This is a genomic window from Reyranella humidisoli (genome assembly GCF_019039055.1).
GTDB lineage: Bacteria > Pseudomonadota > Alphaproteobacteria > Reyranellales > Reyranellaceae > Reyranella > Reyranella humidisoli.
Window position 1 is genome coordinate 649,473 of sequence record NZ_JAHOPB010000001.1, and the last position, 18,462, is coordinate 667,934.

Here is an 18,462-nt window from a genome sequence, read left to right on the forward strand (position 1 = left end):
CCCATGACCCCTCCGTCAGCGTAAGACGCTGACACCTCCCCAGATGACTGGGGAGGCAAGCTTAAGCCACCTTGTACTTCTTCAGTACCTCGCGATCGATCTCGATGCCGAGACCGGGCCCCGTCGGGACCTTCACGATGCCCTTCTTCTGCTCGATCGGCTCCTGTGCCAGGTGATCGCGCAGCGGGTTGGGCGTCTGCTCGAACTCGAGCATCGGCGGCATCGGGCGGAAGGCCGGCGGCTGGTCCGGCAGGGCCGCGAGGAACTGCACCGTGGCGGCGAGGCCGATGGCCGAGCCCCAGGCATGCGGCACGCATTCGACGCCGAAGGCCGAGGCGAGCGTCGCGATCTTGCGACATTCCGAGAAGCCGCCTGCGGCGCAGAGATCGGGCTGCACGATGTCCATCGCCTTGCGCGCAATGACGTCGCGGAAGCCCCAGCGGGTGAAATCGTTCTCACCGCCGGCCACCGCCATGTCGAGGGCGCGCGTCACTTCGATGTAGCCGTCATGATCCTCGGGGCTGATCGGCTCCTCGAACCAGAGGATGTCGTGCTCCTCCAGCATGCGGCCGAGCTTGATGGCGTTGGGCACCGAGAAACAGTGATTGGCGTCGACGGCCAGCTTGACGTTCGGGCCGATCGCCTCGCGCACGGCGGCGACACGCTTCGTGTCGAGCTTGAGGTCGCCCAGCCCGATCTTCATCTTGATGGCCTGGAAGCCGTCGTTCTTGAACTCCAGCGCCTCCTCGACGGCCTCCTCGACGAGCCGGTTCATGTCGATGAAGTAGAGGCCGGTCGCGTAGGGAATCACCTCGCTGCGATAGGCGCCGCCAATCAGCTTGTGGACCGGCTTGTTCACCGCACGGCCCATGATGTCCCATAGCGCGATGTCGATGCCGGAGATGGCGGAGATCGCCATGCCGGTCGTGCCGTAATCCTTGATCCTGTTGTAGAGGTCTTCCCAGATCGCCTCGACGTCGAAGGGATCGCGGCCGACGACGCGCGCCTTGAACTGCGTCTCGACGAAGGTCTTGGCGACGGCGGCGGGCCCGTAGCACTCGCCCCATCCGGTAATGCCCTCGTCCGTCGAGATCTCGACCAGACAGGTCGAGCGCGTGCCATAGACCCAGCCGCGCGCCGAGACGAAGGGCTTGTCCACCTTGCAGCTCAGGATGTGGCAGACGACGTCGGTGACTTTCATTTCTTCCTCCCAGAACTCAGTGTCATCCTGAGCGCAGCGAAGGATCCTTCGCTGCGCTCAGGATGACAACGCAAACTCGATCAGGAAACGGAAATCAGCAGATTGCCGAGCTTGTCCTGCCGGACCTTGTCGCCCGGCTCGACGACCGTCGTGCAGTCGAGCTGTTCGAGGATCGCGGGGCCTTCGAGCGTTGCGTCGAGCGGCAGCCTTTCGCGGGCATAGACCGGCGTGTCGTGCCAGCCGTCGCTGAACCAGACGCGGCGCGTGCCGAGTTTCGCGGCGGCCAGCGTGGACGCGCGATCGGTGGCGGCGAGTGCCGCCAGCGAGATTTCCGGCCGCACACCGATCACGGCCGTGTGCAGGTTGACGAGGACCGGCGGGATCTCCGCCAGCTCGATGCCGAAACGCCGCCAATAGGCGGCGGCGAAGGCCTTGTGCAGGCCCGCGACGCCGATATCGGCGCTGTCGACGCCGACCGACAGGATGTGGCTCTGCCCCTGGAACTGCATGTCGGCCGACAGGACGCGGCGCAGTTCGCGCACCGGCACGCCCTCGCGCCCGATCGTGGCCTCGCCCTCGGCCGCCTGCCCGGCATAGATGCGCGCCACCGTGGCATCGTCGACGGCGGACAATGGCTTGTTCACCGTGCGTACGTAGTCGTGGCGCAGGTCGGCGACGACACAGCCCAGCGCATTAGTGATGCCGGGCCGCGCCGGCACCAGCACCGTGGGAATGCCCAGCTCGCGGGCCAGCGCGGTCGCGTGCAAGGGGCCGGCGCCGCCGAAGGCGAACAGCGCGAAGTCGCGCGGGTCGTGGCCGCGTGACAGCGACACCAGGCGCACCGCGCCCGCCATGCGATCGTTGGCTATGCGCAGCACGGCGGCGGCCGCCGCCTCGGCATCGAGGCCGAGCCGCTGGCCGACCTTCTCCAGCATGAGGCCACGCACATGGTCGAGCGTCACCGGATGGTCGACGCCCAGGAGCTTGTCGGGATTGAGTCGGCCCAGGACCAGGTTGGCGTCGGTGATGGTGGGCTCGGCGCCGCCGCGGCCGTAGCAGATCGGGCCGGGCCGCGCGCCCGCGCTCTCCGGCCCGACCCTCAGCATGCCCGCCGCATCGACCGAGGCGATCGAGCCGCCGCCTGCACCGATCGTGTGCACGTCGACCATCGGTACGTGGATCGGCATGGCATATTCGAGTTCGAGCTCGCCCGAGACCTGCGGCACGGCATTCTCGATCAGCCCGACATCGGTGGAGGTGCCGCCCATGTCGTAGGTGATCAGGTTGGGATGGCCCGAGGCACGGCCGGTATAGGCCGCTGCCATCACGCCCGAAGCCGGGCCGGACATCACCGTGTTCACCGCCGCCTCGGCGATCAGCTGCGACGAGATGGTGCCGCCATTGCCCTGCATCACCAGCAGGTCGCGATCGTAGCCCTTGGCCTTCAACTCCGTGCGCAGCCGCGACAGGTAGCGGTCGAGGACGGGCTGGACCGAGGCGTTTACCGCCGCCGTCACGCCGCGCTCGTACTCGCGATACTCCGACAGGATGACGTGACCCGCCGTGACATAGGCGTTGGGCCAGAGCCCGCGCACGATCTCGGCGGCGCGGCGTTCGTGCGCCGGGTTGATGTAGCTGTGCAGGAAATGGATGACGACCGCCTCGCAGCCTGCCGCCAGAAGCTTGCGCGCGGCGTCGGCCACCGCGGCCTCGTCGAGCGCGGTCAGCACCTTGCCGTCGGCGTCCATGCGCTCGGGCACTTCCAGCCTCACCTCACGGTCGATCATCGGCCGGAAGGTGCCGCGCAATCCGTAGGCTTGCGGGCGCGTGCGACGACCGAGTTCGAGTACGTCGCGAAAACCCTTGGTCGTGATGAGCCCGACCCTGGCGATCTTGCGTTCGAGCAGCGCGTTCGTAGTCGTCGTCGTGCCGTGGACGACCGCCTGCAGGAGCGCCGGATCGAGGCTGGCGGCCGCCAGTGCGGCCATGAAGCCGATCGCCTGGTTCTCGACGGTGGTCGGCACCTTGGCCAGCCTCACCTCATTCGAGGCGGGATCGATCGCCAGCAGGTCGGTGAAGGTACCGCCGACATCGATGCCGACGGTGAAGGTGCTTTTGGGCGGCATGTGTTCAAACCGAAAGATATTGTTCGCGGAGGGAATCGTTGGCCGCCAGCTCGGCCATCGAGCCGCCGAAGCGGATCTGGCCTTTCTCGATGATGTAGGCGCGGTCGGCGACGCCCAGCGCGAAGTGCAGGTTCTGCTCGCAGAGGATGACCGACACGCCCTCGCCCTTCAGCGCCCGGATGGAATTGCCCATCTCCTCGACGATGATGGGCGCGAGGCCCTCGGACGGCTCGTCGAGCAGCACGCAGCTCGGATTGCCCATCAGGGTGCGGGCGATGGTGAGCATCTGCTGTTCGCCGCCCGACATGCGCCCGCCCGGCCGCTCGCGCATGCGCGCGAGATTGGGGAACAGCGCGAAGAGCTTCTCCTCGGTCCAGACTGGCACGCCGGCGCGCGCCGCCTGGCGGCCGACTTCGAGATTCTCCATCACCGACAGCTCGGTGAAGATGCGCCGCTCCTCCGGCACGTAGCCGAGGCCGAGCCGCGCAATGCGATACGGCGGCAGGCGCTCGATGCGCTGGCCCGCGAAGCTCACCTCGCCGCGGGCCGGCGGCACCAGGCCCATGATCGCCTTCATGGCCGTCGACTTGCCCGCACCGTTGCGGCCGAGCAGCGCCACGACCTCGCCCGCGCGCGCCTCAAGCGAGATGCCGTGCAGGATGTGGGCGCGGCCGTAGAAGGCGTGCAGGTCGTTGACCTGGAGCATCGCCGCGGCCATCAGTGCGCGCTCCCGAGATAGACCGCGCGCACATCGGGATTGGCGCGTACTTCCTGGGGCGTGCCACCGGCGATCAGCACGCCGCGGTCGAGCACGATGATGCGATCGGCCTGGGTGAAGACCACGTCCATGTCGTGTTCGGTGAACAGCACGGCGATATTGCGCGCCCGCGCCAGCCGCGCCGTCAGCTCCATCAACGCGACCCTCTCCTTGGGCGCCATGCCGGCGGTCGGCTCGTCCATCAGCAACAGGCGCGGCTCGTTCGCCAGCGCGATCGCGAGTTCCACGCGCTTCAGGTCGCCATAGGCCAGCACGCCGCATGTCCGCTCCGCCTGGTCGAGCATGCCGACCTGGTCGAGCAGCGCGTCGGCCTCGGCGGCGAAGGCCGCGCCGAAGCGCGACAGCAGCGAGCGCAGGCGGCCGGCATGGGAATAGAGCGCCATCTGCACGTTCTCGCGGACGCTGAGCGAGGCGAAGGTGGCGGTGATCTGGAAGGTACGGCCGACGCCCAGCCGCCAGATGGCGCGCGGGCGCAGGCCCACGATGTCGCGGCCTTCGAGGCGCACGATGCCGGCATCGGGTGCGAGCTGGCCGTTCAGCATGTTGAAGCAGGTACTCTTGCCCGCGCCGTTCGGCCCGATCAGCGCCAGCATCTCGCCGGCCGACACGGCGAAGGAGACGTCGGCCACCGCCTGCACGCCGCCAAACGCCTTGTGCAGGCCATCGACCTGGAGGACCGGATGGCTCATGCCCGCTGCTCCCGCCAGCGCGTGACCAGCGCCTTCAGGCCGCCGACAAGTCCTTGCGGAAAGAGCAGGACGATCAGAAGGATCACGCCGCCCATGACGGCGCGCCAGAACTCGGTGTTGCGTGCCACCGCGTCGCGCAGCCAGGTGAAGATGGCCGCGCCGACGACCGGGCCGGTCAACGTCTCGACGCCGCCCAGCAGGACCATGATCAGCCCGTCGGTCGACTGCGCGATCGAGATGCTCGACGGCGAGATGCTGCCCTTGGAGAAGGCATAAACCGCGCCCGCGAGACCGGCCATCGCACCGACCAGCACGAAGGCCGCCCACTGGAAGCCGCGCAGGTCGATGCCGATCGCCTCGGCGCGCAACGGCGAATCGCGGCCGGCGCGCAGGGCGTAGCCGAACGGCGAGAACAGCACCCTCCACAGGAACACGATGCCGGCGCCGCACAGGACCAGCGCCAGATAGTAGTAGACCGTCTTGTCGGCCAGCCAGCCGGCCGGCCAGACGCCGAACACGCCGTTGCTGCCGCCGGTGACGGAATCCCACTGGAAGACGATCGACCAGCTGATCTGCGCGAAGGCCAGAGTCAGCATCGCGAGATAGACGCCGGATAGGCGCACGCAGAACCAGCCGTAGACGATGGCGAAGGCGCCGGCGACCAGCGGCGCCAGCAGGAGTGCTGCTTCCATCGGCAGGCCGAAGCGCTTCAGCAGGAGCCCCGCCGCATAGGCGCCGATGCCGAAATAGGCGGCGTGGCCGAACGAGACCATGCCGGCCGGGCCCATGATGAAGTGCAGCGACACAGAGAAGAGCGCAAAGCAGACGATGTCGGTGAGCAGGATCGTGGCGTAGCGGTCGGCGACCAGCGGCACGAGGGCCAGCAGCGCCAGCCAGACCAGCGCGAAGGTCCAGGACGGGACCTGCAGCGGCGGCGCCGGCTCCGATGCGGCGCGCTGTGCGGCCTGCGGCTTGCCCAGCAAACCGTAGGGCCGCACCACCAGCACCAGCGCCATGATCAGAAACTCGACCACCAGGGTGAGCTTGGAGAAGGACACCTCGAAGCCGAACCAGGTCACGGTGCCAATGCCGATGCAGAAGGCCTTGGCGACGCCGATGATGATGGCGGCCAGGAACGCGCCGCCGATGCTGCCAAGGCCGCCCACGACCGTGACCACGAAAGCGTCGGCGATGATGGCGAGGTCGAGTTCGAGATTGGCCGGCTCGCGCGGGATTTGTAGCGCGCCACCGAGGCCCGCGAGCACGGAGCCCACGAAGAAGACCGAGGTGAAGAGCTTGGCCTGGTCGACGCCCAGCGCGCCGACCATTTCTCGATCCTGCGTCGCCGCCCGCACCAGCGCGCCCCAGCGCGTGCGAGTCAACAGCAGCCAGATCGCGCCGAGCACGACCGGCCCGATGGCGATCAGCAGCAGGTCGTAGGCCGGGATGCGGCGGCCCATGATCTCGACAGCCATCGTGAGACCCGGCGCGCGTGGGCCGACCAGGTCCTCGGCACCCCAGGTGAAGAGCGCGATGTCCTTGATCACCAGCACGATCGCGAAGGTCGCCAGCAACTGGAACAGCTCCGGCGCGCGGTAGATGCGCCGCAGCACCAGCACCTCGATCAGGACGCCGACCAGCCCAACCGCCAGCGCGGCCAGCACGACGGCGCCCCAGAAGCCCAGCGGCGTGCGGCCGAAAAACTCGATCAGCGAATAGGCGCCGTAGAGCCCCAGCATGTAGAGCGAACCGTGCGCGAAGTTCACGATCCGCGTGACGCCGAAGATCAGCGACAGGCCGGCCGACACCAGGAACAGCGACGCGGCCGCGGCCAGCCCGTTCAGGAGCTGGATGATGAAGGAAGCGAGGGTCACCTTAGATCGTCGTCTCGACCGGAGCGCGCAGCGCGGAGTGGAGAGACCTCGCGCGCATCAGGCGAGATCCCTCGACTTCGCTCGGGATGACGGTGACTGCGTCACCGTCAGTTCTTCGGCCGCATCTTCTGGACGTCGGCGTCGCTCGGCAGGGCATCCTTGCCGTCGATGAAGCGCCAGTTCTTCATGTAGCCCTTGCCGTCCTTCACACCGATCTGGCCGACATAGGCGCCCATGGTCGACTGATGGTCGATCGGCCGGTACTCGACCATGCCGAACGGCGTGATCAGCGTGAGCCCCTTCATGGCGGCGACCAGCTTCTCCTGATCGAGCGAGCCCGCCTTCTTGATGGCTTCGGCGGCCGACATCACGGTCGCATAGCCCACCACCGAGCCCAGCCGCGGATAGTCCTTGAACTTCGCCTGGTAGGCGTTGAGGAACTTGGTGTGCTCGGGCGTCTTGAGTTCGCTCCACGGATAGCCCGTGACGTACCAGCCATCGGGCGACTCCTCCTTCAGCGGATCGAGATATTCCGGCTCGCCGGCCAGGAGATTGAACACCTCGACGCCCTTGAACAGGCCGCGGGTCTGGCCCTCGCGCACGAACTTCGCGAGATCCGGACCAAACAGCGAGGAGAAGATCGCATCGGGCTTGGCGTCGGCCAGCGCCTGCGCGACCGCACCCGCGTCGATCTTGCCGAGCGGCGGCGCCTGCTCGGCGACGAACTCGACGTCAGGCTGCTTCTCCTTCAGGAGCTTCTTGAAGGCGGCCGTCGCCGACTGGCCGTACTCGTAGTTCGGATAGACGATCGCCCAGCGCTTCTTCTTGAGCTTGACGGCGTCGGGAATGAGCATCGCCGTCTGCATGTAGGTCGAGGTGCGCAGGCGGAACGTGTAGGCGTTGCCCTGGTCCCAGACGATCTTGTCCGTCAGAGGCTCGGCGGCGATGAACAGCACCTTGCGCTGCTTGGCGAAGTCGGCGACGGCAAGGCCGACGTTCGAGGGGAAGGTGCCGATCAGGAACGCGGCGCCCTCGCGGCTCAGCAGCTCCTCGGCGACGCGCACGGCGTCACCGGGATTGCCATTGTCATCGCGGCTCACGACCTCGATCTTGCGGCCGAGCACGCCGCCCGCCGCGTTCACTTCCTCGACCGCCAACTCGATGCCCTTCTTGTAGGGCTCGAGGAAGGCCGGGAAAACCTTGTAGCTGTTGAGCTCGCCGATCTTGATCGGTGCCTGCGCGGCGGCCGGTCCGACGAGCGACAACGCGACGAGCGCGGCCGTGCCAGCGAGCAGGCGATTGCGGGTCAGCATGAGATCCCCCTCTTCGTTAAGTGAAACATTCCCTGTGAACCGACCCTAGCGAGGCCGGCCCCTCTCCCACAAGCATTCAGTCGGCGAAGCTCGACCGGGCCTGTATTCCCCAGTGACCGTCCTGACGGGTCACGATGTAGATCGTCTCGAAGGCGCCCAGCAGCGAGTTGTCCGCGCGCCAGCGGCTGAACTTCACCTTGAGGTGGACCTTGTCGCGCCCGACATGGATCGGCGTGCGCTCGTCCCACGTGCTGTGATGCCAGCCATCACCGGCGCGGGCGACGAAATCGCCCAGCTTGTAGTCGCCGTGGTTGGGCCAGACCACGACCTTGCCGCCGGCCAGCCGCACATGCGGGAAATTGCAGGCGGCGTTGACAGCCGGCTCGTCGTGGCGGTTCAGCCCGTCGATATAGGCGTCCATCACCGTCAAGGCGGCCGCGAGCGCGTCGTCGTTCATCGTTGCCCCCTGGTCATCGCTGACCATCCCCCAGCTTGATCTCGGCCGGCGTCAGCCCGCCCACCCTCGCATGAGGACGGCCACCCATCGAGGCGGCGACGATGAACACGATCTCGTCCGGCCGCGGCCCGTCGGGCACGCAGAACTCGATGGTGTCGAAATGGCTGCGTACATAGGCCGCCGATACGTGATGCAGCGGAATGTCGATGCGCGCGCCGGCCGACGCGACCTTCACGGTCGAGGGCACGATCGATTTGGCGCCGCCCATGGCGTGACGAATGCCGAAGCCGCTGGGCTGATGCCACAGCGCGGCATGTTCGAGTTCACCGTTCAGGCCGACGATCGCGCCCTTGCCGTAGGCTTCCAGTTCGGAGCCCCTGGCGCCCAGCATCTTCATCACCCGTTCGGTGAGATCGACCGCCAGCGGCTCCAGCGCCTTCATCATCGGCTGGATGTCGGCCACGTAGCGGCCGGCATAGGGGTTGGCGATCATGCCGCCGACCACGGCCTTGGTGACCGGCCGCGCCAGCGCCGGACCGAAGTCGTGGAGCGTCTCCTCGACCGTCGCCACGTATTTCCGGATTTTCACAAGGTCGCTCATCCCGCCTCCGACAGATCAAGCGGCGTGCCGCCCGTTTCGAGTCTCCAATGTCCCCGCAACGACACGGCAGCGCTGTCGATCAGGCCACGGAGCCTGAGGCGGCGCGCTTCGGCGAGCCCGCGATCGAGCGCCGCGTCGATGGTTTCCAACGGCAGGTCGCCCACCGCGACCGTCACCAGCCGGTCGCCGAGGTCGCTGTCCGGATCGAGCGAACAGGCTGGCTGGCGCTCGATGGCCGGATGATCGGCATTCACCGCATTGGCGATCATCGTGGCCGCCGCATCGGCCGCCGCCGCCGTCGCGGCGAGCACCGTCGCACTGTCGGCAATACCCCGGGAGAAAGAACGTCCGCCCCGGCCCGACGTTGCGATACCCCGCACCCGCCGCTCGTGCGTCAGCAGGGCCACGCCGTCTAATGAATAACGTTCCTCCCCATTCAAATGGGGAGGTGGCGGCGTCATCGCCGACGGAGGGGTCATACTGTGCGGCGCCGACAAGCATGACCCCATCGCCCCGTATGACGGGGCACTTCCCCATCTGAATGGGGAAGAGGTCGAATCCGCGAAGATGCCGGCACGCAGCGACTGCCCGGGCGCGAGATGAAGGGCTATGTCGCCGCCGTCGTTCACATAGGCCTTGTCGAGGGTGCGGCCGCGGACCATCGCCTGAAGCATCTCGTCGGCGACGGCGCCGGCGACAGCCGCCATCGGCGTGATGAAGACCGTGCGATGCGGCCATACGGCTTCGGCCATGCGCCGGGCCACCGGCCCCTGCAGCAGCGGATAAGCCTCGCCCACCGGCCGGCGCAGCACCGCAAGCTCGCCAACCAGAGTCGACAGGATGTCGCCGAAGCGATCGATCGCCTGCGCATAGGCGCGCTCGACTTCGTCCGCCGCGCCGAACGCCTCGACGATGAGATCGATCGGCCCGTGCTGCAGGTGCAGCCGGCCATCGCCGAGGCGGGCGGCGACGGCGCTCATTCGATACGCACCTTGTGGTGCGCCAGCACGCTTTCCAGCGTGACCGCACGCGAAGCGTAGCCGCCCAGCGCCGCATAATCGTCGGCGCGCAGGGTGAACTCGATCGGCGCCACCAGCGCCGGGGTCGGCACATAGCCGAACGAATTGGCCGGCATGCGCGCCACGTCGACCATCAGCGTGATGCCTCCGCCCGGCCAGATGAAGGCCGGCACGCCTCCCAGCGTGACCTTGGTCAGTGTGTCGCGCACCGAGCGCGTCAGCCGCACCGGGTTCTCGGTGACGCCGGCACGCAGCGAGCCCCCGGCGCCGGCCATGAACAGCACGGTACAGAGCGCGGGCTCGCAATTCTCGGCGATGCGATCGACGACGTGACGCACCGGGACTGGCATCTCGGCCGGCTGTGGCTTCAATTCATTGTCGAGCGTGAACCACGCCGAATGCTCGCCGGTCGTCGAGACCATCAGCAGCTTCAGACCGGGCCAGGCCTGCTTCGGATCGATCTTCTCGATGATCTCCAGCGGGTCGCTGACGTTGGTGCCGCCCCAGCCCAGTCCCGGCTCGGCGACCTGGAAGTAGCGGCCCGGCGTCGAGCGGCGGCCGCGCACGCGAATGCCGGCCGGCTTCATGTCGAGGAAGGCGCCGCCCTGGTGCTCGCTCAGCACGCCGGTGATGTGGTCGTCGACCACGATCACCTCGTCGACATGATCCTTCCATTGCGGCGCGAACATGCCGATGGCCGCCGAGCCGCAACCCACGCGCATGCGCTCCTCGAGAACGCCGTTCACGATCGGCGGCCGGTCGGCCTGCACCACCACCGTCGAGCCGCCGTCGATGCTGAGTTCGACGGCCTCGCGATTGCACAGCGCCAGCAGGGCGTCGCAGGTGACGACGCCCTCCTTCTTGCTGCCGCCGGTGAGGTGATGGACGCCGCCCAGCGACAGCATCTGCGAGCCGTATTCGGCCGTGGTGACGTGGCCCACCGCCTCACCCTTGACCCTCACCGCCGCCTGCTCGGGACCAAGATAGCGATCGGTGTCGATCTTCACCTTGACGCCGCAGTAGCTGAAGATCCCCTCGGTCACGACCGTGACCATGTCGACGCCGTCATGCTTCGACGAGACGATGAACGGCGCCGGCTTGTAGTCGGGATAGGTGGTGGTGGCGCCGATGCCGGTGACGAACGCGCCCTCCCCCTTCCCGAGTTCGCCGCGCCACGCCTCGCTGCCCTCGACGAAGGCGACGCGGGCGAGATCGGGCTTGGCCAGCAGCAGCAGTGGATCGACCCGCACCAGCGCGCCGTTCTCGTTGGCGTAGCGGTCGCAGGCGCCAGCGCGGCCGGGACGGATGCGGCAGAGGACGGGACAGGCATCGCAGCGCACGATGCCGGCGCTACGCTCGGCCTCCGAGAGCGAGATGTCGTCGCTCATGTCGTCTTCGCCTCCGATTGCTTGACGATGGCCTCCCGCAAGCGATGCGGCAATAGCGGGACGCGATGGGCGCGCACGCCGGTCGCATGATGGACCGCGCCCAGGATCGCGGGCGCCGTCGGCACCAGGGCCGGCTCGCCGATTCCCTTGGCGCCGGACGGGCCCAGCGGCTCGCGGTCCTCGATCAGGATGCACTCGATCTCGGGGACATCGCCCACGGTCGGGATGAGATAGTCATGCAGGTTCTCGGTACGGCCGGGCAGGTATTCCTCCATCAACGCGAGACCCAGCCCCTGCGCCACTCCACCTTGGATCTGGCCCTCGACGAGGGTCGGGTTGATCGCCCGGCCGACATCGTGTGCCGCCACGATGCGCAGGACCTTCACCGTTCCCAGCTCGACATCGACCTCGACTTCCGCCAGCTGGGCGGCGAACCCGTACGTCGCGTAGGGCACGCCCTGGCCGTCGGCATCCAGCGGCGTGGTCGGCGGATCGAACGTGCCTTCGCCGATCAACGGACCCGCCATGACGAGATCGATCGCCCGCACCACGGCGCCATCGCGCACCGAGAGCTTCGCGCCCTCGAGTGTCAGGATCGCCTCCGGGCCGGCATTCGCCAGCCGCAGGATCTGCTGGCGGAGATCCTGGCCGGCTTTCTCCGCCGCCCTGCCCGACACGAAGGTCTGGCGCGAGGCCGAGGTCTTGCCGGCATCGGCGGTGAGATCGGTGTCCCCGGTCACGAGGGAGAATTGCGAGGCCGGCAAGCCCAGCGCATCGGCCGCGATCTGCACCATGATCGTGTTGCTGCCTTGCCCGATGTCGAGCGCACCGCTGTAGAGCGTGAGCGTGCCGGCCGGCGACAGCCCGACACGCATGCGCGAGGGGTTCGACATCGAGGTATTGCCGATGCCGTACCACATGCAGCCGACGCCGATGCCGCGCCGGCGCGGACCGCCTTGGGCATTGAAGGCAGCGATCGCCTCGTGGGCGGCCCGCCAATGCGGCCGCAGGGCGTCGAGGCATTGGGCGAGACCGGCGGAATGGGCGAGCGTCTGCCCCGTCGCCGTCGTGTCGCCGGCCCGCAGGGCGTTGCGATGGCGGAACTCCAACCGGTCGATGCCCAGCCGGTCGGCCAGTTTGTCCATCATCGCCTCGTGCGCGATGGCGGCCTGCGGCACGCCGAAGCCGCGAAAGGCGCCCGCGGGCGGGCCGTTGGTGAAGAAGGCCTCGCCCCAGGTCCGCACGTTGGGAATGGCATAAGGCCCCATCGCATGCACCGGCACGCGGTTGGCGACGGTCGGACCCCACGAGGCATAGGCGCCCGTATCGAAGGTCGCCGTCACGTCGCAGGCGAGAAGCTTGCCCTCGGCGTCGCACCCGAACCGGGCCTTCACTCGCGCCGGATGGCGCTTGGTGCTGGCGGCCATGCTTTCAGGCCGCGTGTAGACGAGCGCGACGGGACGGCCCAGCGTCCAGGCCGCGATGGCGATCAGCGGCTGGACCGACAGGTCGAGCTTGCCGCCGAAGCCGCCGCCGCAGGCGGTCGGCACGATGCGAACGGCCTCGGGCTTCAGCCGCATCAGGTTCGCGACCTCGTCGCGGTCCATGTAGGGCGTCTGCGTGGTCGCGTGGATCTCGATACGGTCGCCGACCCGCAACGCCCAGCCGGCCTCCGGTTCGATATAGGCGTGTTCGACGAAGGCGGTCTCGAACGTGCCTTCCGCGACGGCGGTGCACGACTCGAAGGCGCTCGCCGCGTCGCCGCGCTTCACGCCGCCGTTCTGCAGCAGATTGCCCGGCTTGTCGGCCTGGACCAGCGGCGCGTCGGCGGCCATCGCGGCATCTATGCCCACCACCGGCGGCTCCGGCATCCAGGTGATCGGCACTTCGTCGTCGCGGATGGCCATGACGTCGGCCCGTTCGCCGACCAGCGCGACCACCGCCTCGCCGCGATAGCGGACCAGCCCGTCGGCCAGCACCGGCTGGTCCTTCACGTCGGGATAGATGCCATAGCCGTTGAACGGCACGTCCGCCGCCGTGAGCACGGCCGCAAGGCGTTGGCGCAAGGGGCCGAGATCGCCCAATTCGAAGCGCGCCCGCGCATGGGGCGAACGCACGACGCGAACCCACAGGGCATCCTTGGGAATGGCGTCGGCGCCAAAGACATCGCGGCCCGTGACCTTGACGTGCCCGTCGACGCGGACGATGCGGGCACCGACGGCTTCACCGGCCGGCGGCGCGGGCGCCGGCGCTCGTGCGACGACGTCCATCACCGCATCGACGATCTTGCCGTAGCCGGTGCAGCGGCAGAGCACGCCCCCCAGCGCATCCTCGACCTCGGCGCGCGTCGGCTTGCCGTTCTGCCGCACCAGCTCCTGCGCGGCCATCAGCATGCCCGGCGTGCAGATGCCGCACTGGGCCGCACCATGATCGAGGAATGATTGCTGGAGGTCAGCAACAGCACTATCGCCGCTTTCGAGACCTTCGACCGTCTCGACGCTGCAGCCTTCCACCTGCCCCATGGCGACCAGGCAGGAACAGACCTGCCGCCCGTCGAGCAGGACCGTACAGGCGCCGCAATCGCCGGCGTCGCAGCCGATCTTGGTGCCGGTGACGCCGAGATCGTCGCGCAGCGCCGCGGCCAGTCGCGTGACCGGCGCGCCGTCCCAGTCCGTCTCGCGTCCATTGAGGGTGAACTGGAGTTTCACGCCGCCACCTCCGACAGGAGGCGTCGCAGCAGGACCAGGGCCACTTCGCCGCGATAGCCCGCGCTGCCGCGCACATCATCGATCGGCGACAGCGGCGCTAGATGGCGGGGCTCGACCCGTTCACCCAGGTGCGCGTCAACCGGCACACCGACCAGCGTTCGTTCGAGGTCCGGCAGGCGTTGCGCCACCGGTGAACAGGCGCCGACGGCGATACGCGCCGCCGCGACCGTTCGATTGCTAACCTCCACGACGACCGAGGCCATCGCGATCGAGATCACGAGATAGCGGCGGGCGCCCAGTTTGAGGAACGCGCTGCGGGCCTCGTGTTTCGGACGCGGAACATGAAGGGCCGTGACGAGCTCGCCGGGCAGCAGCGCCGTCTTGCGGACGCCGGTGACGAACGCTCCGAGCGGCAGGCGGCGAGCGCCGTCGCGGCTCGCCACCTCGACTTCGGCTTCGAGGGCCAGCAGGGCCGGCATGCCATCTGCCGCCGGCGAGGCGTTGCAGATGTTTCCCGCGATCGTGCCGGCATTCTGGATCTGCCGGCCGCCGACTTCGCGCGCCGCCTGCTTCAGCCCGTCGAACAGGGGAGGCAGGCCAGCTTCGACCAGTTCGCTCCAGGTCGTCGTGGCGCCCACGCGCCAGCCGTCGGCGGTTTCGGAAATGCCGCGAAGGGCCGCAATTGCCCCGATGTCGAGAATGTCTTCGGTGACGGGCCGTCCGACGCGGGCAGGATAGAAGTCGGTCCCGCCCGCAAGCACCATGAAGGGTCGGGTCAGTGCCTGGAGAGCCTCTTCAAGGCCTCGGGGTCGGAGATAGGCGCCCATATCGTTCGTGTACGTACGATGACACAGGACACGTACGAGTCAAACGATTGAGTCGGATTCAGATGATGCGCGACAGGAGTTCGAGGAGCTGCTTCTGCTCCTGGGCGCTGAGCGGCTTCAGCGTCTCGCGCGACACGGCCGGTCCGTTGAGCAGGAGCTTGTTGACCAGCTTCTGGCCTTCGGTGGTGAGACTGAGCAGGGTGCGGCGGGCATCGCCCGGATCGGGGCGCGAATCGACGAGGCCTCGTTCCTTCAGCCGGCGCACCACGCCCTGCATCGTGGCCTTGTCCATGCCCACAAGGCGACCGAGGAGGTTCTGCGACAGCTCGGTATATTCATCGAGCTTCGCGAGACTCGAATACTGCGTCGGTGTGATGTTGGGATCGCCGATGCCGACCTGGAAGATCGCGCTGGCGCGCTGATGCGCGCGACGCAGCAGATATCCGATCTGGTCTTCGATACGATAGGGTCGTGAGGCAGCGCTCGATGCCGTTTTCGGCTCGTGCTGTTTTTTTGCGACGTTGCTCCGCATCGCCCCCCCGGCTTGCTGCCTCTTGGCTACACCGGCGAAGCGCGTCGCACAACGGTCACATAACACTCTTTATCGAAGGTGAATGATCGGATCATCGATTCGCTCGCGCGATGCTGAAGGCGCGAACTTTTCGAGGTCCTGCAACCCGGAGCGTTTCCAAGCGGCGCAATGCCCGAGTCGGCCGCGCGGAGAATCGCGAGCCGGCTCTCATCTATCAAGCGCCTTCAAGGATTTACGGCGATGTTTTGCGACGCAATGGCTGGAACGATGACGCCGCCCCATGGCGATGTCAGTGTGACCGTACATTCATTCAACACAGGACAGGCAAATGCCCGGCGCGCTCGAAGGCATCAGGATCGTCGATCTCACGAACATCATCCTCGGCCCTTACGGCACGATGCTGCTGGCCGACCAGGGCGCCGACGTGATCAAGGTCGAGGCACCGGAGGGCGACGCGGTACGTCACATCGGCAAACCCGGCAAGACACCGGGGATGGGACCGACCTATCTCTATGTGAACCGCAACAAGCGCTCGCTCTGCCTCGACCTGAAGAACAAGGACGCGCGCGCCGCCCTGCTCAAGGTCATCGCAACGGCCGATGCCTTCGTCCATGCGCTGCGACCGCAGGCCATCAAGTCGCTGGGGCTGGACTACGAGGAGATCCGCAAGGTGAAGCCGGACATCGTCTATGTCGGCGCCTATGGCTATTCGGCCGAAGGTCCTTACGGAAAACTGCCAGCCTACGACGACGCCATCCAGGCGCGCTTCGGCATCGCCGACCTGATGGGCCGCGCCGCCGGCGACGACGTCCCGAAATATCCGCCGACCATCATCGCCGACAAGACGGTGGGCCTGACCTTCGCCTTCTCGACTCTTTCGGCCCTGATGCACCGCCAGCGCACCGGCGAGGGCCAGTTCGTCGAGGTGCCGATGTTCGAGACCATGTCGGCCTGGCTGCTGGTCGAGCATCTGTGGGAGCGGACCTTCAGCGACGAGGGCGAGGTCGGCTACACGCGCCTGCTGGCCCGGACCCGCAAGCCCTACCGCACGCTCGACGGCTGGATGGCGATCCTGCCCTACAACGACAAGCACTGGCGCAACTTCTTCGAGCTGGTCGGCCGCTCCGAGGTGCTGCAGGACCCGCGCTATTCGACCATCAACGCGCGCTCGATGCATATCGGCGACATGTACGCCATGGTCGAGGCGATTGCCCCGTCGAAGACCACGGCCGAATGGGTGAAGCTGCTCGACCAGGCACAGATCCCCAACGCGCCGGTGTCCAAGCCGGCCGACCTGTTCGAGGACCCGCACCTGATCTGGCGCAAGCTGTTCAAGAAGTATCCGCACCCGTCGGAAGGCGAGATCATGATGGTCGAGCCGCCGATGACCATGAGCAAGACACCGCCTTCGATCCGCACCATGGCGCCGCTGCAGGGGCAGGATTCCCGTGCCGTGCTGGCCGAGGCGGGCGTCACCGCCGCCGACATCGAGGCGCTGAAGACGTCCGGCGCGCTTATCGAGCCGTCATAGTCCCGGCGGATCTTTCGACGGCCAGTTCGGCGGCGGCGAGATCTTCCAGCGCCGCCCCGACCGACTTGAACAAGGTAATCGAGGCAGCATCGCCGGTCGCGCGGCCGGGCTGCTGGCCGCGGGCCAGTTCGAACAGGTCGCCGATCACATGCGCCTCTCCGATGGCGCCGCTGGCGATGGCCTGGACGACGTCGCCGCCTTCCTTCAGCGCACCGGCGCGCGTGTCGACGTAGAGGCGGGCCCGCTGCACCGCGCGGTCGTCGCTCTCGCGCATCTGGGGTGTGTAGGCTCCGACCAGATCGATATGTTGCCCTTCGCGCAGCCACTCGCCCTCGACCAGGGGCGCCTTGGAGAGCGTGGCACAGGAAATGATATCGGCCTCCTGCACGGCGGCCTTGAGGTCGCTGACTGCCCGGACGCCGACCGCACGGCCGATCGCGGCCGGCAGGGTCGCCGAAAGCCGGGCCGCCAGTGTCTCGGCCTGCGCCGGGGTGCGTCCCCAGATGGCCACCTCCGTGATCGGTCGCACCTTGGCGTGAACCCGGATCAGCTCGGGCGCCAGCGCGCCGGTGCCGATCATCAGCAGGCGCGAGGCATCGGGCCGCGACAGGTAGCGCGAGGCGAGACCCGAGGCGCAGGCGGTGCGCCGCTTGGTCAGCATCGTGCCGTCGAGCAGCGCCAGCGTGGCGCCGGTCGTGCCGTCGAGCAGCAGGTACTGGCCGTAGATCGATGGCAACGCGCGCTTGCCGTTCTCGGGGAACACCGTCACGACCTTGACGCCGACATGGGCGGACGGGCCCGTGGTCCAGGCCGGCATCAGGAGCAGCATCGCATCGGCCGACCCCGCGCCGAGCGCCTCCCGGATCGGATGATGGTGACGGACCGGCATCTCGCAGCCCGCGCGGAACAGCGCGTCGAGCCGGTCGATCAGGGCGATGTCATCCAGGGCGGCGTCGATCTCGGACGCCGAGAGAACCTTCACGAAAGCGGGCCGCGCGCGGCGCGGGAACCGAGTTCGGGCGCGACCAGTGCGCTCTGACGCTCCAGCGCCCGCTGGTCGCGGGGCGCAAGGCCGGCCGGCGCCGCGGCCTGCTGCGCTGTCTGCACGGCCTTGAGGCGCGCCACCTCACGATCCAGGCGGGCGGCCTCGCCACCCGCCTCACGGGCCCGGCGGCGATGATGCCGGCCGGCCCACCAGCCCATGCTCAGCCCCGCCAGGACGCCCAGCATCAGCATGGCGATGACCAGCAGATAGACCGGCAGCACGATGATGTGCGGCAGCGGCCACAGCGCGAGCTGCACGGGCTGGGTATTGCTGACGGCCACCAGCACGCCGATCAGGATGAACACCAGGAAAAGGATGCGGGAGAGGATTTTCATGCGGGGTGGAGAATGCCACACCGCGCCCCTGCGACGCG

At 67.9% G+C, this 18,462-nt stretch carries 16 protein-coding genes; 1 reads left to right on the forward strand and 15 read right to left on the reverse strand.

Translation table 11 applies throughout. The features are described 5' to 3' along the window. Positions 1 to 61: 61 nt before the first annotated feature. The 13 genes from KQ910_RS03180 to KQ910_RS03240 all read right to left on the reverse strand — a co-directional run bounded on the left by KQ910_RS03180 (position 62) and on the right by KQ910_RS03240 (position 15,513). On the reverse strand, positions 62 to 1,201 hold the full coding sequence (locus tag KQ910_RS03180; RefSeq protein WP_216957040.1) for a mandelate racemase/muconate lactonizing enzyme family protein: 1,140 nt from the start codon (positions 1,199 to 1,201) through the stop codon (positions 62 to 64). Positions 1,202 to 1,281: 80 nt separating this feature from the next. Then, positions 1,282 to 3,327 carry a hydantoinase/oxoprolinase family protein gene (locus KQ910_RS03185; protein ID WP_216957041.1) on the reverse strand — a complete coding sequence of 682 codons (2,046 nt, stop codon included), beginning with the start codon at positions 3,325 to 3,327 and terminating at the stop codon, positions 1,282 to 1,284. A 4-nt stretch (positions 3,328 to 3,331) separates the two neighbouring features. After that, complete coding sequence (locus KQ910_RS03190) at positions 3,332 to 4,045, reverse strand: ABC transporter ATP-binding protein (protein WP_229600305.1); 714 nt, start codon at positions 4,043 to 4,045, stop codon at positions 3,332 to 3,334. Beyond that, a complete protein-coding gene (locus tag KQ910_RS03195) occupies positions 4,045 to 4,794 on the reverse strand; it encodes an ABC transporter ATP-binding protein (RefSeq protein ID WP_216957042.1) in 750 nt (249 codons plus the stop codon). The genes KQ910_RS03190 and KQ910_RS03195 overlap by 1 nt, the downstream gene beginning before the upstream one ends. Continuing rightward, the gene (locus KQ910_RS03200; RefSeq protein WP_216957043.1) at positions 4,791 to 6,668 is read right to left on the reverse strand and encodes an ABC transporter permease; all 1,878 of its coding nucleotides are present in this window, start codon (positions 6,666 to 6,668) and stop codon (positions 4,791 to 4,793) included. Before KQ910_RS03200 ends, KQ910_RS03195 begins: the two co-directional genes overlap by 4 nt. A gap of 107 nt (positions 6,669 to 6,775) precedes the next feature. Further along, positions 6,776 to 7,981, reverse strand: a complete 1,206-nt coding sequence (locus KQ910_RS03205; RefSeq protein ID WP_216957044.1) for an ABC transporter substrate-binding protein — start codon at positions 7,979 to 7,981, stop codon at positions 6,776 to 6,778. Positions 7,982 to 8,057: 76 nt separating this feature from the next. Next, positions 8,058 to 8,438, reverse strand: a complete 381-nt coding sequence (locus KQ910_RS03210) for a hypothetical protein (protein WP_216957045.1) — start codon at positions 8,436 to 8,438, stop codon at positions 8,058 to 8,060. A 13-nt stretch (positions 8,439 to 8,451) separates the two neighbouring features. Further along, entirely contained in the window at positions 8,452 to 9,039 is a 588-nt protein-coding gene (locus KQ910_RS03215) for an amino acid synthesis family protein (protein ID WP_216957046.1), read from the reverse strand. Then, on the reverse strand, positions 9,036 to 10,019 hold the full coding sequence (locus tag KQ910_RS03220; RefSeq protein ID WP_216957047.1) for a UPF0280 family protein: 984 nt from the start codon (positions 10,017 to 10,019) through the stop codon (positions 9,036 to 9,038). Before KQ910_RS03220 ends, KQ910_RS03215 begins: the two co-directional genes overlap by 4 nt. Continuing rightward, positions 10,016 to 11,446 (reverse strand): 6-hydroxynicotinate reductase, encoded by a 1,431-nt coding sequence (locus KQ910_RS03225; protein WP_216957048.1) that lies wholly within the window; start codon positions 11,444 to 11,446, stop codon positions 10,016 to 10,018. Before KQ910_RS03225 ends, KQ910_RS03220 begins: the two co-directional genes overlap by 4 nt. After that, positions 11,443 to 14,154 (reverse strand): molybdopterin-dependent oxidoreductase, encoded by a 2,712-nt coding sequence (locus KQ910_RS03230; protein WP_216957049.1) that lies wholly within the window; start codon positions 14,152 to 14,154, stop codon positions 11,443 to 11,445. Before KQ910_RS03230 ends, KQ910_RS03225 begins: the two co-directional genes overlap by 4 nt. Next, positions 14,151 to 14,981, reverse strand: a complete 831-nt coding sequence (locus KQ910_RS03235; protein ID WP_216957050.1) for an FAD binding domain-containing protein — start codon at positions 14,979 to 14,981, stop codon at positions 14,151 to 14,153. Before KQ910_RS03235 ends, KQ910_RS03230 begins: the two co-directional genes overlap by 4 nt. Before the next feature lie 58 nt (positions 14,982 to 15,039). Further along, entirely contained in the window at positions 15,040 to 15,513 is a 474-nt protein-coding gene (locus KQ910_RS03240) for a MarR family winged helix-turn-helix transcriptional regulator (RefSeq protein ID WP_216957051.1), read from the reverse strand. A gap of 328 nt (positions 15,514 to 15,841) precedes the next feature. Here KQ910_RS03240 and KQ910_RS03245 point away from each other — a divergent pair, with 328 nt between their 5' ends. Next, positions 15,842 to 17,044: a CaiB/BaiF CoA transferase family protein gene (locus KQ910_RS03245; RefSeq protein ID WP_216957052.1), complete on the forward strand. Its 1,203-nt coding sequence runs from the start codon at positions 15,842 to 15,844 to the stop codon at positions 17,042 to 17,044. On the opposite strand, the gene lhpI is transcribed toward KQ910_RS03245, so the two are convergent. Continuing rightward, positions 17,028 to 18,026, reverse strand: a complete 999-nt coding sequence (lhpI, locus tag KQ910_RS03250; protein ID WP_216957053.1) for a bifunctional Delta(1)-pyrroline-2-carboxylate/Delta(1)-piperideine-2-carboxylate reductase — start codon at positions 18,024 to 18,026, stop codon at positions 17,028 to 17,030. The two genes, KQ910_RS03245 and lhpI, sit on opposite strands and share 17 nt — an antisense overlap. Further along, entirely contained in the window at positions 18,023 to 18,424 is a 402-nt protein-coding gene (locus KQ910_RS03255; protein WP_216957054.1) for a lipopolysaccharide assembly protein LapA domain-containing protein, read from the reverse strand. Before KQ910_RS03255 ends, lhpI begins: the two co-directional genes overlap by 4 nt. Positions 18,425 to 18,462: the final 38 nt, after the last annotated feature.